Consider the following 15092-nt stretch of genomic DNA (forward strand, 5'->3'; position numbering starts at 1 on the left):
GGACGCCCCACCCGTACGGGGAATTTCGGAGCACCGGCGGAGCGGCCCCCGACGTGACTCCATGTAATGCGCAAAGAGTCATTGAAACAACTCGCGAGTAACCCGGGGAGCGGGAAGCGGGCCCCTGGTCCCGTGGCGCGCCAGGACCGGAAATCGCCGTTCGGTTTCCGCCACCTTGGCGGAGAGGTGAGTCGCATCAAGGAACCGTCCGACACCTACCGAAGGGTCCGGATCGACCGGTCCCGGGCGGCTCGATCCGGCCCACCGGGCGGGGTGCGCCGAACCGTCCGGTGGAGCCGTCGAACTGGTGCTTCCTGCCGGTAGGAGCGTCAAACTCACTCCACCGCAGGGGAGTTCACGCACGGCTCGGGCAGGCCGGAAGTCGCCCCCGGGGCCGGGTGCGGAGGGGTGGCCGGGAGGTGGCCGGCGGTCCGTGCGGACGCCTCAAGCGATCATTATGCGCCACCTGTGACCCGGGCCACAGATGGCGCACGGGCGCCGCTGCTACGTTGAATAAGACCACTCGGGGGGAAATCTCATGCGATCTGCCGGCGCTCACATGAATGAAATACTCGCGCCATCTTCTCTTCATTTCTGTATGACCTCATCGGAATTCCAGGGGTAGTCGCCGCCCCGGTCGGCTCTTTCCGGCCGGTCCTCTTCCCGCTGCCCGGACCGGGGTTCCGTTCCGGCGCCCCGGCCGTCCCCCGGCCCCCGCCCGACGCGCGCGCCCGACCGGCGACGCGCGCGGATGGGGGTGTCCGCACGTACTCCGAAGCCGCCCCACCCCTGCCCTGGCCCGCCCCGGCCGCCACCCGCGCCGGAGGCAGGCGCCCGCGCGCGCGGCCACGAACGGAAAGGTTCCCCGGCATGAACACGGGCACGAACACAGCACTCCCGCCGCACCTCCGGCATCCACTCCTGGAGGACCTCTTCAGGGAGCAGGCCGAGGCCCGCCCCGACGCCCTCGCCGTGATCGACGGACCGGTCCGGCTGACCTACGCCGGGCTGCGCGAGCGCGCGGAACTGCTCGCGGCCGGTCTCGCCGCCCACGGTGTGGAGCGCGAGACCGTGGTGGCCACGGCCTTTCCCCGTTCGGCGGATGCCGTGGTGTGCACCCTGGCCGTGGTGCTCGCCGGCGGTGCCTATCTGCCGGTCAACCCGGACTTCCCCGGCGAGCGGCTGCGGCTGATGCTGGCGGACGGCGGCGCCGGGCTGCTCGTGTGCGCCCCCGAGGCGGTGGACCGGCTCGCCCCCGCGGTTCCCCCGGGGACCCGGATCACCACCCCGGAGGAGCTGATCGAGGCGGGCCGGCGGGCCGGTTCCGCTCCGGTCGCCGCGCCCCGGTCCGCGGACCGCTCCCCGCTGGCGTACCTCATGTTCACCTCCGGTTCCACCGGCCGCCCCAAGGGGGTGATGGTGGAGCAGTCCGGCATCGTCCGGCTGGTGCGGGACAGCGACTTCTACCGATTCTCCCCGGCGGACCGGCTGCTGCTCACCGGCGCCCTGGAGTTCGACGCGTCGACCTTCGAGATCTGGGGCTGCCTGCTGAACGGCGCCACGCTCTGCGTCACCGGCACCGAGACCCTGCTCGTCGCGGACGCGCTCAAGGCGGCCGTCCGCGAGCACGGCATCACCGTGATGTGGATGACCGCGCCACTGTTCCACCAGACCGTCGACACCGACCCGGAGGTCTTCGCCGGCCTCGGGACGGTGGTGGCCGGCGGTGACGTGCTGTCGGTACGGCATGTGCGCGCCCTCCAGGAGGCGCGTCCCGGGCTGCGGATCATCAACGGTTACGGCCCGACCGAGAACACCACGTTCACCACCACCCACGAGATCGGGGCCGGTGAGCCCGGCCCCTTCCCGATCGGCCGGCCCGTCGCGGGCACCACCGTCCTCGTGGCGGACGAGGACGGCGCCCCGGTGCCCACCGGCGAGCAGGGCGAACTCCTCACCGGCGGCACCGGCCTGGCCCGGGGATACCTCGGCAACCCGGCACTGACGGCGGAACGTTTCATCACGGTGGGCGGCGAGCGCTACTACCGCACCGGGGACCGGGTCAGCGCGGACGCCGACGGGCTGCTGCGCTTCCACGGCCGGATCGACGACCAGGTCAAGATCCGGGGCCACCGGGTGGAGGTCAAGGAGGTCGAGGCGGTGCTGCTGGCCTGCCCCGGCGTCCAGGACGGCTGCGTCACCGCGGTCGCCGGCGCGCACGGCAAGCAGCTCGTCGCCCATGTCGTCACCACCCCGGACGGCACGGCGGCCGGGATCACCGCCGCCCTCGCGGCCCGGCTCCCGGAGTACCTGCGGCCGGAGCGCCTCGTGGTCATGGACCGGCTCCCGCTGAACGCCAACGGCAAGGTGGACCGCGCCGCGCTGCCGGCCGGCGGGAGCGGTGGCGGTTCCGCCTCCGCCGGCGCGGCGGCCGCGCCGCTCGACCCGGAGCTGCGGCCCCTCGCGGCGCTGTGGGACGCCGTACTGCGCCTGGACGGACGGCCGCTCGCCCCCGGGGACGACTTCTTCGCACTCGGCGGCAACTCGCTGTCCGTCGGCGCGCTCATCGGCCGGCTGGCCGCCCGGCAGCGCGTCCGGCTCACCTTCCGCGACATCTTCGAGCACCGCACCCTGCGGGCCATGGCGCACGCGGTCCGCCGCCGCGCCGCCGATCCGTCCGCCGCCGCCGCCGTACCGGACGGGCCGGTCACCGCCGTACCGGAGGGCGTACCCACCGTGCTGCACCCGCAGCAGCACGGCCTGCGCACCCATGCCGAGGTCGCGCCGGAGTCGCTCGCCTACCACATACCGCTGCGGCTCGAACTGCGCGGGCCGGATCTCACCCCGGACCGGATCCGGGCCGCGCTCGGCGAGCTGGTACGCCGCCACGACGCCCTGCGCACCCGGTTCCTCACCACCGGCGAAGGACCCCGCCAGGAGGTGTCGCCCACGGCGGCACCGGAGTTCACCGTCTCCGACCTCCGGACCCACCCGGACGACACCGCCGCCCTCGCCGCCCTGCTCCGCCCCTTCGACCTCGGCACCGCGCCGCTGCTGCGCGCCCTGCTGGTCCCGGCCGGCGCGGACATCCACCGGCTCTACCTCGATGTGCACCACCTGGTCTTCGACGGCGTCTCGCTGCGCATCCTCGCCGAGGAACTCGTGGAGCTGCTCGCCAGCGGCGCCGTCCCGGAGGCCAAGTGGGGGTACGCCGACGCCTCCCGCTGGTACAGCGACCGGCTGGCCGACGGCGGCGACGCCGCCCACGAGCGCTACTGGCGCGAGCTGCTGGCGAACCCGCCCCGGCTGGAACTGCCCACCGACCGGCCCCGTCCGCCGGTGCGCTCGGAGGCGGGCGCGGTGGAGCGGCTGACGCTCTCCGCCGGCCACGCCGAGGCCGTCGCCCGGATCGCCGCCGGCGCCGCCACCACGCCCTACACGGTGCTGCTGACCGCCTACGCCGCCGCCCTCATGCGGCTGTCGGGGCAGCGCGACATCGTCGTGGGCAGCCCGCTGAGCGGGCGGGTGCACCCGGACTTCGACCAGGTCGTCGGGATGTTCGTCGGCACCGCGGCGCTCCGGCTGACCGTGGACGCCGACGCCTCCCCGGCCGAGCTGCTGACCGTGGCCGGCGCCCGCCGGGAAGAGGCCCTGGAGCACCAGTCGTTCCCGCACGACCGGGTCGTCGCCGGGCTGGGACTGCCCCGGGATCCGTCCCGGCTCCCCCTGATCGACGCGTTCTTCGCGCTGCAGAACGCCGGCTTCCACCAGGTCGCCTCGGGGAACCTCACCGCCGACGCGCACCTGCTGCACACCGGTACCTGCCGGTTCGACCTCAACCTCCAGGCGTACGAGCGCTCCGGCGGCATCGATCTGGAACTGGAGTACAGCACCGCCCTGTTCGACGCCGCCTCCGCCCGCTATCTGCTCGACCGTGTGGTCGCGGCGGTCGACGATCTCGACCGCTCGCCGCACACCCCCCTGTCCGGTCCCGTGGCACGGCCGTCCGCGGTCACCCCCGCCGAAGCCGCCGACTTCACCTTCTAGAAAGGCCCGAAGGACCCGCATGTCCAGCGCACTTCACGCACAGCAGGCCCTGCTCGCCCACCCCGCCCAGCGGGAGTACTGGGAGACCCTCCGGGGGACCTGGACCGATCCCGTCCAGGTGATCCGCGACCACCTCCGGCCCGGCGCGGGCGACCCCCGCTCGACCGGCGCCCCGCTCGACCCCGCGGCCGCCGGCGCCCTGGCCGGGATCACCTCCGGCGACCCGGTGCTGCTGCGCACCGTCGCCGCCGCGGTCCTCGCCCTGCTGGCCGCCCGCACCACCGACCGCGAGGACGTGGTGGTCTTCCTCCCCGCGCCGCCGGACCGCTTCGGCCGCCCCAACCGGGCGCTGCCGCTGGCGTTCCCGGTGCGCCCGGACGACCCGGCGAAGGCCCTGCTGGGCACCGTACGAGCCGCGTACCTGGAGGCCTCCGGACACCTCGACATCGAGGTCGCCCGGCTCCTCGGCCGGACCGACAGCCGCCCCACCGACTTCATGGTCTCGGTCGACGGGGACCTCGGTCCCGGGGACGCCGAACAGGCCGGCACCCCGCTGCTGTTCACCCTCACCACCGGGGCCGGCGCCGCCGTGGAACTGCGCTACGACCCGGTGCTCTTCACCGAGGACACCGCAGGACGGCTCCTGGAGACCTACCGGCGGCTGCTCCACGAGGTCACCACCGCCCCCGGCACCCCGCTCGCCGGCCTGCTGGCGGCCACCCCGGACGAACGCGGCACGATCGCCGGCTTCAACGAGACCGACGCGCCCTTCCCCGGGGACCGGCCGCTGCACTCCTTCCTGGAGCAGGGGGCCCGGGAGCACGGCGACCGGATCGCCGTCACGGACGGCTCCGGCACCACCTACGCCCAGCTCAACACCGACGCCAACCGGCTGGCCCGGACCCTGCGCGAGCGCGGGGTGGCCCCGGGGAGCATCGTCGGCGTCTGCGTGCCGCGCTCGGCCGCCATGCTCACCGCGATCTACGCGATCCTCAAGGCCGGCGGCGCCTATCTGCCGATCGACCCCACCCTGCCCGACAACCGCATCCAGTACCTGCTGGAGCACAGTGGCACCACCCTGGTGCTCGCCACCCCGGAGACGGCGGCCGTGCTGGGCGACCGGCCGGTGCTCGACGTCACCGACCCGGCGGTCCCGGCGGCGGACGGCGGCGACCTCGAACCGGTCGCCGGGCCCGGCGACCCCTGCTACGTCATCTACACCTCGGGCTCCACCGGCCGGCCCAAGGGCGTGGTCGTCGAGCACCGCGCCATCGTCAACCGGCTCTGGTGGATGCAGCGCGGCTATCCGCTCGGCGCCGACGACGTCATCCTGCACAAGACACCGTTCACCTTCGACGTGTCGGTGTGGGAGATCTTCTGGTGGTCCCTGGCCGGAGCGGCGGTCGCCACCCTCCCCAACGGCGACGAGCGCGACCCGGCGCGCATCGCGGAGCGGATCGCGGAGAGCCGCGCCACCACCCTGCACTTCGTGCCGAGCATGCTGCACGCCTTCCTCACCTACACCCGCGCCGCCGGCACCACCGGCCGTCTCGGCTCGCTGCGCCGGGTCTTCGCCAGCGGCGAGGCGCTGGCCGCCACCCAGGTCCAGCTCTTCCACGAGACCCTCCCGGACACCTCGCTGACCAACCTCTACGGCCCCACCGAGGCGGCCGTGGACGTGAGTTGGTACGACTGCGACACCCTGGACGCGACCCGCTCGGTGCCGATCGGCCGCCCCATCGACAACATCCGCCTGGTGGTCCGCACCCGGGACGGCCGGATCGCGCCGCCCGGGGTGCCCGGCGAGCTGTGCATCGCGGGTACCGGCCTGGCCCGCGGCTATCTGCACGCCCCGGAGCTGACCGCCCAGCGGTTCACCGAAGGACCCGAGGGCTACGGCCGGATCTACCGCACCGGCGACCTGGCCCGCTGGCTGCCCGGCGGCGTCCTGGAGTACCTGGGCCGGCTCGACACCCAGGTGAAGATCCGCGGCTACCGGATCGAGCTGGGGGAGATCGAGCACCTGGCCGCCGGCGCGCCGGGCGTGGCCGAGTGCGCGGTGGCGGCCGTGGCCGGTGAGGGGGCCGAGAAGGCGCTGTGCGCCTATGTGGTCGCCAAGGAGGGCTTCGAGGAGTCCGTGCTGCGGGACACGCTCGCCGCCGAGCTCCCCTCGTACATGGTCCCGCAGTTCGTCGTCACGGTGCCCGCCATCCCCACCAACCACAACGGCAAGCGCGACCTGTCGGCCCTTCCGGCACCCCGTTCCGGGGTCTCCGCGCGGGAGTTCACCGAGCCGTCCACGGACCTCGAGCGGCTGCTCGCCCGGGTCTGGTCCGACGCCCTCGGGGTGGACCGGGTCGGCGCCCGGGACAGCTTCTTCGCGCTCGGCGGCGACTCCATCCTCGCCATCCGGGTGGTGGCGGCGCTGCGCCAGAGCGGATACGAGGTGTCGGTCGGCGAGGTCTTCGCCCACCAGGAGCTGGCCGATCTGGCCACCGTGGTCCGTGCCGCCGCACCGGCCGGTCCCGACGAGCCCGCCGGGGACGACACCGGATCGTGGCCGGCCTCCGCCCTCCAGCAGGGCATGATCTACCACTCCAGCCTCACCCCGGACATCCCGGTCTACCACGACATCTTCCGCTACCACGTCGAGGTGCCCCGGGTCGTGACGGCGGAACTGACCGCCGCCTGGCTCGACATGACCGGCCGCCACCCGGTGCTGCGGGCCTCCTTCGACATGGAGGCGGCCGACCGCCCGAGGATGGTCGTCCGGGAGGTGCCCGAGCCGCCGGCCGAGGTGCTGGACCTGCGGACCGAGCCCGACCCGCGCGCGGCCGTCGCCGCCTGGGCCGAGGCGGAGAAGCACCGTCCCGTCGACCCGGCGGGACCGGAACCGGCGTACCGGGTGCGGTTCTTCGTGCTCTCGGACGACCGGGTGGTGCTCGGACTGAGCTTCCACCACGCCCTGCTGGACGGCTGGAGCGCCGCCTCGCTGGTCGAGGAGTGGGTACGCGGCTACGGCGACCGGCTCGCCGGCCGGGAGACCGCCCGGGTCTCCGCGCCGCCGCTGCAGAGCCGGTACGCGGCCCTGGAGCTGGCCGCCGAACAGGACCCGGCCGAGCGGGACTTCTGGGCCGCCGAACTCGACGGGGCGCAGCTCGCCGAGGTCCCCCGGCTGGCGCCCGGCGCCCGGGGCCGGCAGGGCGCGGCCGAGGTGGTCGTCGCGGCCCGGCCGCTGCCGGACGAGCTGCTGGCCACCCTGCGCGAGCGCGCCACCGCCTGGTCGGTGCCGCTCAAGAGCGTCTTCCTCGCCGCGCATCTGCGCGTCCAGGCCCTCATCACCGGCCAGGACGACGTGACCACCGGCCTGGTGGCCAACGGGCGGCCCGAGGTGGAGAACGCCGAACACGCCCTGGGCATGTTCCTCAACACCCTGCCCTACCGGCTGCCGCTGGACCGGGAGGAGAGCTGGCGCCGGCTGGCCGAGCGCTGCTTCGGCCTGGAACAGCGCCTCCAGCCGCACCGCTGGTTCCCGCTGCCGTCCGTCCAGCGGCTGCACGGCGGACCCGTCTTCGACGTGCTGTTCAACTTCACCAACTTCCATGTGCACCAGGGCTCGGACGCCGGGGCTCCCTCCGTGGTGTCGGTGGACTACTTCGAGCAGACCAACGCCCCACTGGTGGTGTACGTCGGCGCCAACGCCTACGAGGGCGGCTGGGAGTACCGGATCGGCTACGACCCCGGACAGTTCTCCGCCGAGCAGATCGACCGCTACCTCGGCTACTACCTGGGCTGCTTCCACGCGCTGGCGGACGGCGGCGAGAGCCGCTGGGCGGAGTCCGTACCGCTGCCGGCCTCCGAGCGGGCCGAGCTGCTGGCCCCGCCCGTCCGGCCGGCCGACCCGCGACTGGGCGGCCACACCACGCTGGTGGACCGCTTCGAGGCGATGGCCGCCCGGTACGCGGACAACACGGCCGTCGACTGCGGGGACCGGAGCCTGACCTACCGGGAGCTGGACCGGCGCGCCAACGCGCTCGCCCACCGGTTCGCGGAACGCGGCGTGGCCACCGGCGACCTGGTGGCCCTCGCCCTCGACCGGGACCTGGAGATGGTGGTCGCCGTGCTGGCCACCCTCAAGGCGGGCGCGGTCTACGTCCCCATCGACCCCGGCTATCCGGAGGACCGCATCCGGACCACGGTCGAGGACGCCGGGGTGCGCCTGGTCGTCGGCACGCCGGAGGTGTGCGCGCTCTTCCCGGACCGCGCCACCATGGACGGCACGGCCGCGGCGCTGGACGCCGTGCTCGGGGACGGCGCCGACCGGGGCCCGGACCACGGACTGACCGCCGAGTCCGCCGCGTACGTCATCTACACCTCGGGCTCGACGGGCCGGCCGAAGGGCGTGCTGGTCACCCACGGGAACGTCCTGCGCCTCTTCGGATCCACCGAGCACTGGTTCGGCTTCGGCGCGGACGACACCTGGTCGCTGTTCCACTCGTTCGCCTTCGACTTCTCCGTGTGGGAGCTGTGGGGCGCGCTGCTGTACGGCGGCCGGCTCGTGGTCGTCCCGTACTGGGTGAGCCGCTCGGTGGAGGACTTCGCCGCTCTGCTGATCGACGCCGGGGTGACCGTACTCAGCCAGACGCCGTCCGCGTTCGGTCAGGTCAAGCAGGCCCTGATGGCGCGGGCCGGACGGGACGACATCCCGCTGCGCCACGTGGTGTTCGGCGGGGAGGCGCTGGACTTCGCCTCCCTGGCGGACTGGTTCGCGCACTTCGGCGACGAACGGCCGCGGCTGGTCAACATGTACGGCATCACCGAGACCACCGTGCATGTCACCTACCGCCGGGTGACGGCGGCGGACACCCGGGCGCCCGGCAGCCTGATCGGTGAGCCCATCCCCGACCTGGGTCTCCATCTGCTGGACGTCTCCGGCCACCCGGTGCCGGTGGGCACCACCGGTGAACTCGTCGTCACCGGCGCCGGGGTCGCCCGGGGCTATCTCGGCCGGCCCGAGGAGAGCGCCCGCCGCTTCGTCGAACTGGACCTCGGGCACGGGCCCGTCCGCGCCTACCGGTCGGGCGACCTGGCCCGGCGGATGCCCGGCGGCGAGGTGGAGTATCTCGGCCGGGGCGACGCCCAGGTGAAGATCCAGGGCTACCGGATCGAGACCGGCGACATCGAGGCGGCGCTCTCCGCCCACCCGGACATCGACTCCTCCCTGGTGGTGGCCTTCTCCCGGCGCTCCGGGGGCAAGGCGCTGGCGGGCTACCACGTGCCCCTGCCCGGCCGGGTGGTCGACCCGGCGGAACTGCGCGAGCACCTCGGCGGGCTGCTGCCCGGCTACATGGTGCCCGGGTTCCTGATCGGGCTGGAGCGCTGGCCGCTGACCATCAACGGCAAGACCGACCGGCGGGCGCTGCCCGACCCGGAGGACCACCTGGCCGCCGCCGCGGCCCCGTACACCGCCCCGCGCGACGCCACCGAGGCCCGGCTGGCCGCCGTCTGGCAGCAGGTGCTGGGCGCGCCCCGGGTCGGCATCGACGACTCGTACCACGGGCTCGGCGGCGATTCGCTCCAGGGCATCCGGCTGGTCGGCGCGGTGCGGCGGGCCGGTCTGGAAGTGGCGCTGCACGACCTGTTCCGCGTCCAGAGCATCCGGGAGCTGACCGACCAGGGGCTCGTCCGCGCGGTGGAACGGGACCCGGCGGAGCAGGACCCGGCGGACGCGAGCCGGCCGTTCGACCTGCTGCCGGCCGAGGACCGGGCCGCGCTGCCGGCCGGGGTGGTGGACGCCTACCCGGCCACCCTGCTGCAACTGGGGATGATCCTGCACACCGACACGGACCCGGCGCAGGGCGTCTTCCACGACCTGATCCGCTACCGCGTCGACCTCCCCTTCGACCGCGAGATCCTCACCGGCCTGCTGACCGGCCTGGTCGACGCGCACGAGATCCTGCGGACCTCCTTCGCCCTCACCGGATACAGCGAGCCTCTCCAACTGGTGCACGCCCACGGGCAGACGCATCTGACCGTGCACGACCTGGAGCACCTCGCCCCGGCCGCGCGGCGGGCGGCGATCGACGCCTGGTTCGAGGCGGAGAAGAGTACCGGCTTCCTCTGGGAGGCGCCCACCCAGATGCGGTTCTTCGTCCACCGCGCCACGGCGGACTCGTTCCATCTGTCGGTCAGCTTCCACCACGCGATCATCGACGGCTGGAGCTTCTCCGGACTGATGGCCCGGCTCCTGGAGGACTACCGGCGGCTGGTGGCGGGGGAGGAGCGCACCGCCGCCGCGCCGGCGCCGCTCGCCTACCGCGACTATGTGCGCCTGGAGCTCCAGGCGCGGCAGGACACGGCGGCCGAGGCGTACTGGACCGGTCTGCTGGACGGCGCCCCGTACACCAAGCTCCCGCGCTCGCCCGAGGCCGGGGCCCGCTGGGCCGAGGCCGGGCTGCTGCTCGACGAGGAGCGCTACGCGGGCCTCGCCCGGCTGGCCGAGCGGCACCGGGTGTCGGTCAAGGACGTCTGCCTGGCGGCGCACTTCCGGGCGCTGTCGCTGATCACCGGGGAGGAGGACGTCACCACCGGCGTCTTCGGCCACGGCCGCCCCGAACACCTGGACGCCGACCGGATGGTGGGCCTGTTCCTCAACATCGTGCCGCTGCGCGTCCGTTCCGGCGGCGACTGGCCCGCGCTGCTGGCCTCGGTCAACCGGATCGGCCACGAGCACCTGCCGCACCGGCGCTTCCCTTACGCCTCCATCCAGCGGGCCACCGGCGGCCGGCGCCTGGTGGAGACGGCGTTCAACTTCGTCAACTTCAGCGCCTACGCGGAGCAGTTGGGATCCGACGGAGCGGGCGTCATCGGTGAGCTCAAGTGGTTCGAGCACGCGGACTTCGCCCTGCTGGTGACCTTCAACGCCGATCTGTTCACCCGCCGGATGCGGCTCAACTTCAACGCCGCCGCGTCGGTGCTGGGGGAGACGGCGGTACGCACCGTGGCCGAGGTCTACGAGGCCGTGATCGACGGGCTGCTGGGCGACCCGGCGGCCGGCGACCGGATCGCGCCGCTGCTGGCCCGGCTGCCCCGGCCCGCCGACGGCCGGCCGGACGACTACGACCGCGCCGGCGCGCCGGCACCGGGCCGGATCGCCGGCCTCGACGGTGTGGACCCGGCGGAGCTGGACCGGCTCATCGAGCGGATCTGCGGGGAGGAGGCCGGGAACCCGCACCCGGACTCGCTCACCTCGCTGCGGCTCGCCGCCGCCCTCCGGGACACCTTCGGCGTACACGTCCCGCTGGCGCGGCTGCTGACCGGCGGCCTGGCCGTCCTGGGGCGGTGAGGCGGACCATGCGCGCCATACGGTCAGTACATTCGACGTTTTCCACCATCCTGCTCAGCTCGCTCGGCTCGACCGTGCTGTGGCTGCTGCTGGTGCCCCACTTCACCCTGCAGACCCACTCCGGCACCCTGGTGGGCCTGCTCGGAATGGAGCGGCAGGTGCTCGGTGTGGTCGGCGCGCTGCTGGTCGGCGTCTGGGCCGACCGGGGCCTGATCCACCGGAAGTTCGCGCTGCTCCAGGGGATGCAGCTGGTGCTGGCTGCGGCGTTCCTGCTGAGCGACTGGCTGGGGGTGGCAGGCCCCGGGTTCATCCTGGTGTGGACGGCGCTGCGGTTCGCGCTGGTGGGCGCCGGCTCGGTGCTGGCCTACCGGCTGCTCGCCGCCGCGTCCGGGTCGAGCTCCCAGGGCGCGGTGCTCCAGATGGTGACCTCGCCGCAGGGCGCGATGGTGTTCGCCGCCGTGATCTGCGCGGTGGTGCCCGCCTGGACCGCGCACACCCTCGCGGTGGCGCTCGCCTTCGACATCGCCGCCTCGCTGCTGGTGCTGTGGCTGCTGTCCTCCCGGCTGGAGCGGCCCGAACCGGGCTCCGACGACATGTCCTTCGGCTGGCGGAACGTGATCGGGCGTGGCGCCGAGGCCGTCCGGAGCTACTGGCTGCCGCAGCTGCGGCCGTGGAACCTGCTCCAGATCGGCTTCCTGATCAGCCTGTCCGGGATGCTGGTGTACGCCAGTGTGCTCGCGGAGGGCCAGCACCTGGTGCCGGTCCCGATCGCCTTCTCCAGCGCCTGGTTCTTCTACGGCCTGGCGTTCTGGCTGACGGCCCCGCTGCTGCGGAAGCCCGGCTGGGACCACCGCTGGGCGCTGGTGTTCGCGGGCGTCCTGACCGCCTGCGGCGTCGTCAGCGCGGTGGCCGGCAGCACCGCGTTCGGTGTGCACATGGCCCTCTATGTGGTGCTGACCTTCGTCAACGCGTACTGGATCCACTACACCAACGCCCGGATCCTCGAACCGGCCCCCGCCGAACGGCTGGGCCAGATCCGGGCGAGCATGATCTTCTATCTCGGGGTGGTGTTCGGTCTCGGTGAGCAGGCCGTCGGCGTGCTGCTGGAGTCCGGCTCCGGCATGCTGCTGCTCGACCTGCTGCACGTGGCCGGCGGCATCCTGCTGGCGGGCGCCCTGCTCGTCATCCGCCAACGAGCCCGGCGGCTACCGGCCGGGCAGGAGAAGGAGGTCCGGGCATGACCCCGGAGGAGATCGTCGACGGCCAGCTGGCCGCCTACAACGCGCGTGACCTGGAGGCCTTCCTGAGCTTCTACGCCGAGAACGTGCCGGTGTACGCGTTCCCGTCCGGCGAGGAGCTCGCCGACCGGTCCGGCCCCGCCTTCCGGGAGCGGTACGACAACCTGTTCCGCTCCAGCCCGGACCTCCACGCCGAGCTGGTCTCGCGGGTCGTCCACGGCCGGCTGGTGATCGACCAGGAGCGGGTGACCGGCTTCCAGGGCGGCGAGGAACGCGCGGCGGTCGCGCTGTACGACGTGGGTCCGGAGCGCATCGAACGCGTCTGGTTCGCCGTCTGACCCTCCCGCACCCGCCCCCGGGTCCCGGCGCGTGTGCCGGGGCCCGGGGGCGCCTCGTGCCCGCCGGGCACCGCTTTCCGGGCCGCCACCCGGCGCCCCTGCCCGCGTCCGACCCGGTCGGGCCCCGGAGGCCCGCGTCCGACCCGGCCGGCGGGCGGACCGGAGCCGTTCACCGGACCGCGGGGCCGGTCGTCGCGGGGCACCCCGTCCGGTGACCCGGGGTCAGCGCCCCGCGCTGTCGTCCGGTCCGGCGCCCGAGCGGTCGCGGCGGTGCCGGGTGCCGGGCAGGAACTCCTGCACCTTGGCCTTGATGCCCTGCTTCAGGATGGCGGGGGTGTCGCTGTCGCCCCGGAGTACGGCGGACGCGGCGGCCTCGATCTGGTCCAGCTCGGCGTGCGGCGGGATCGGCGGGACGGCCGGGTCGGTACGGAAGTCGATGACGAACGGGCCGTCCGCGGCGAGTGCCCGGTCCCACGCCTGCTCCACGTGCTCGGGCTTCTCCACCCGGACGCCGTCGAGCCCGATGTTCCGCGCGATGTCGGCGTAGGGCAGGTCCGGGATGGCCTGCGACTCCTCGAACTGCGGCGCGCCGGACATGGCCCGCATCTCCCAGGTGACCTGGTTGAGGTCGCCGTTGTTGAGCACCGCCACGACGAGCCGGGGATCGGACCACTCGTGCCGGTACTTGGCGGCGGTGACCAGCTCCATCATGCCGTTCATCTGCATCGCGCCGTCACCGACCAGGGCGATCGCCGGCCGGTCCGGGTGCGCGAACTTCGCGCCGATGGCGTACGGGACGCCGGGGCCCATCGTCGCCAGGGTGCCCGACAACGAGCCGCGCATCCGGCCCCGCAGCCGCAGGTGGCGGGCATACCAGTTGGCAGCGGAGCCCGAGTCGGCGGTCACGATCGCGTTCTCGGGCAGCCTGCCGTCCAGGGCGTGCACCACGTACTCGGGGTTGAGCGGATCGGCGTCCACGGCGGCCCGCCGCCGCATCACCTCCCACCAGCGGGCGACGTCCTTCTCCACCTTCTCCCGCCAGCCGCGGCTCTCCTTGCGGTGCAGCCGCGGCAGCAGCCGCTGGAGCGTCTCCCGGGCGTCGCCCACCAGATTGACCTCGAAGGGATAGCGAAGCCCGATCATGTGCGGGTCGATGTCGATCTGGACGGCGCGGGCCTGGTCCAGCTCCGGCATGAACTGGGTGTACGGGAAGCTGGAGCCGATCATCAAAAGGGTGTCGCACCCCCGCATCAGTTCGTAGGACGGCCGGGTGCCCAGCAGGCCGATCGCCCCGGTGACCCAGGGCAGGTCGTCGGGGAGGACATCCTTGCCCAGCAGCGCCTTGGCGACGCCCGCCCCGAGCACGTCGGCCAGCCGCTCCACCTCGGCGCGGGCGCCCCGCGCCCCCTGCCCGACCAGCACGGCTACCTTCTCACCGGCGTTGAGGACCTCGGCGGCACGCTCCAGGTCGGCGTCGGCCGGGACCGGCGCGTACTGCCCCACCCCGATGCTGGAGGGCACCATCTTGAAGGCGTGCTCCGGCGGCGTGTAGTCCAGCTCCTGGACGTCGGCGGGGACGATCACCGCGGTCACGCTCCGCCGGGCGTAGGCGGTGCGGATGGCCCGGTCGATCAGGTTCGGCAACTGCTCGGGGACGTTCAGCACCTCGCAGAAGTCGGAGGCCACGTCCTTGTACAGACTGGCCAGGTCGACTTCCTGCTGATAGGAGCCGCCCATGGCGCTGCGGTTGGTCTGCCCGACGATCGCGACCACCGGGACGTGGTCGAGCTTGGCGTCGTAGAGGCCGTTGAGCAGATGGATGGCACCCGGCCCCGACGTGGCCGCGCACACCCCGACCCTGCCGGAGAACTTGGCGTACCCGACGGCCTGGAAGGCGGCCATCTCCTCGTGGCGGGCCTGGACGAACTTCGGGCTGTCGCCGGCGCGCCCCCAGGCCGCGAGCAGACCGTTGATGCCGTCGCCCGCGTAGGCGAAGACGTGGTCGATCCCCCAGTCGCGCAGCCGCCGCAGGATGTAGTCCGACACCTTCTCGCTGGCCATCGCCACTCCGTTTCTCCCAGGACCGGCACGGGCCGGTACGGGCCATGCCGTGGCCGGTACGGG

Annotated in this window: 5 protein-coding genes; 4 read left to right on the forward strand and 1 reads right to left on the reverse strand. The window is 73.5% G+C overall.

The genetic code is table 11. The annotated features are described in order from the left end of the window. Positions 1–870 precede the first annotated feature (870 nt). From NX801_RS08770 to NX801_RS08785, 4 genes are read left to right on the forward strand one after another with little or no spacing between them, the layout of a single operon-like run. Positions 871–4047 (forward strand): amino acid adenylation domain-containing protein, encoded by a 3177-nt coding sequence (locus NX801_RS08770; protein WP_258786637.1) that lies wholly within the window; start codon positions 871–873, stop codon positions 4045–4047. 19 nt (positions 4048–4066) lie between these two features. Next, positions 4067–11392 (forward strand): non-ribosomal peptide synthetase, encoded by a 7326-nt coding sequence (locus NX801_RS08775; protein ID WP_258786638.1) that lies wholly within the window; start codon positions 4067–4069, stop codon positions 11390–11392. Between the two features lie 8 nt (positions 11393–11400). Continuing rightward, positions 11401–12633, forward strand: coding sequence for an MFS transporter (locus NX801_RS08780; RefSeq protein WP_258786639.1), 1233 nt, complete (start codon positions 11401–11403; stop codon positions 12631–12633). After that, entirely contained in the window at positions 12630–12968 is a 339-nt protein-coding gene (locus NX801_RS08785; RefSeq protein ID WP_258786640.1) for a nuclear transport factor 2 family protein, read from the forward strand. Before NX801_RS08780 ends, NX801_RS08785 begins: the two co-directional genes overlap by 4 nt. A gap of 222 nt (positions 12969–13190) precedes the next feature. Here NX801_RS08785 and NX801_RS08790 read toward each other — a convergent pair whose 3' ends face one another. After that, positions 13191–15029 carry a thiamine pyrophosphate-requiring protein gene (locus NX801_RS08790; RefSeq protein ID WP_258786642.1) on the reverse strand — a complete coding sequence of 613 codons (1839 nt, stop codon included), beginning with the start codon at positions 15027–15029 and terminating at the stop codon, positions 13191–13193. Positions 15030–15092 lie beyond the last annotated feature (63 nt).

Origin of the sequence: Streptomyces pyxinae (assembly GCF_024756275.1) — a bacterium.
In the GTDB taxonomy this organism is placed as follows: domain Bacteria; phylum Actinomycetota; class Actinomycetes; order Streptomycetales; family Streptomycetaceae; genus Streptomyces; species Streptomyces pyxinae.

Excerpts from the sequence above, each read along its gene's own strand:
- NX801_RS08770 (WP_258786637.1), top strand. The coding sequence starts at position 871 with ATGAACACGGGCACGAACACAGCACTCCCGCCGCACCTCCGGCATCCA.
- NX801_RS08775 (WP_258786638.1), top strand. The coding sequence starts at position 4,067 with ATGTCCAGCGCACTTCACGCACAGCAGGCCCTGCTCGCCCACCCCGCC.
- NX801_RS08780 (WP_258786639.1), top strand. The coding sequence starts at position 11,401 with ATGCGCGCCATACGGTCAGTACATTCGACGTTTTCCACCATCCTGCTC.
- NX801_RS08785 (WP_258786640.1), top strand. The coding sequence starts at position 12,630 with ATGACCCCGGAGGAGATCGTCGACGGCCAGCTGGCCGCCTACAACGCG.
- NX801_RS08790 (WP_258786642.1), bottom strand. The coding sequence starts at position 15,029 with ATGGCCAGCGAGAAGGTGTCGGACTACATCCTGCGGCGGCTGCGCGAC.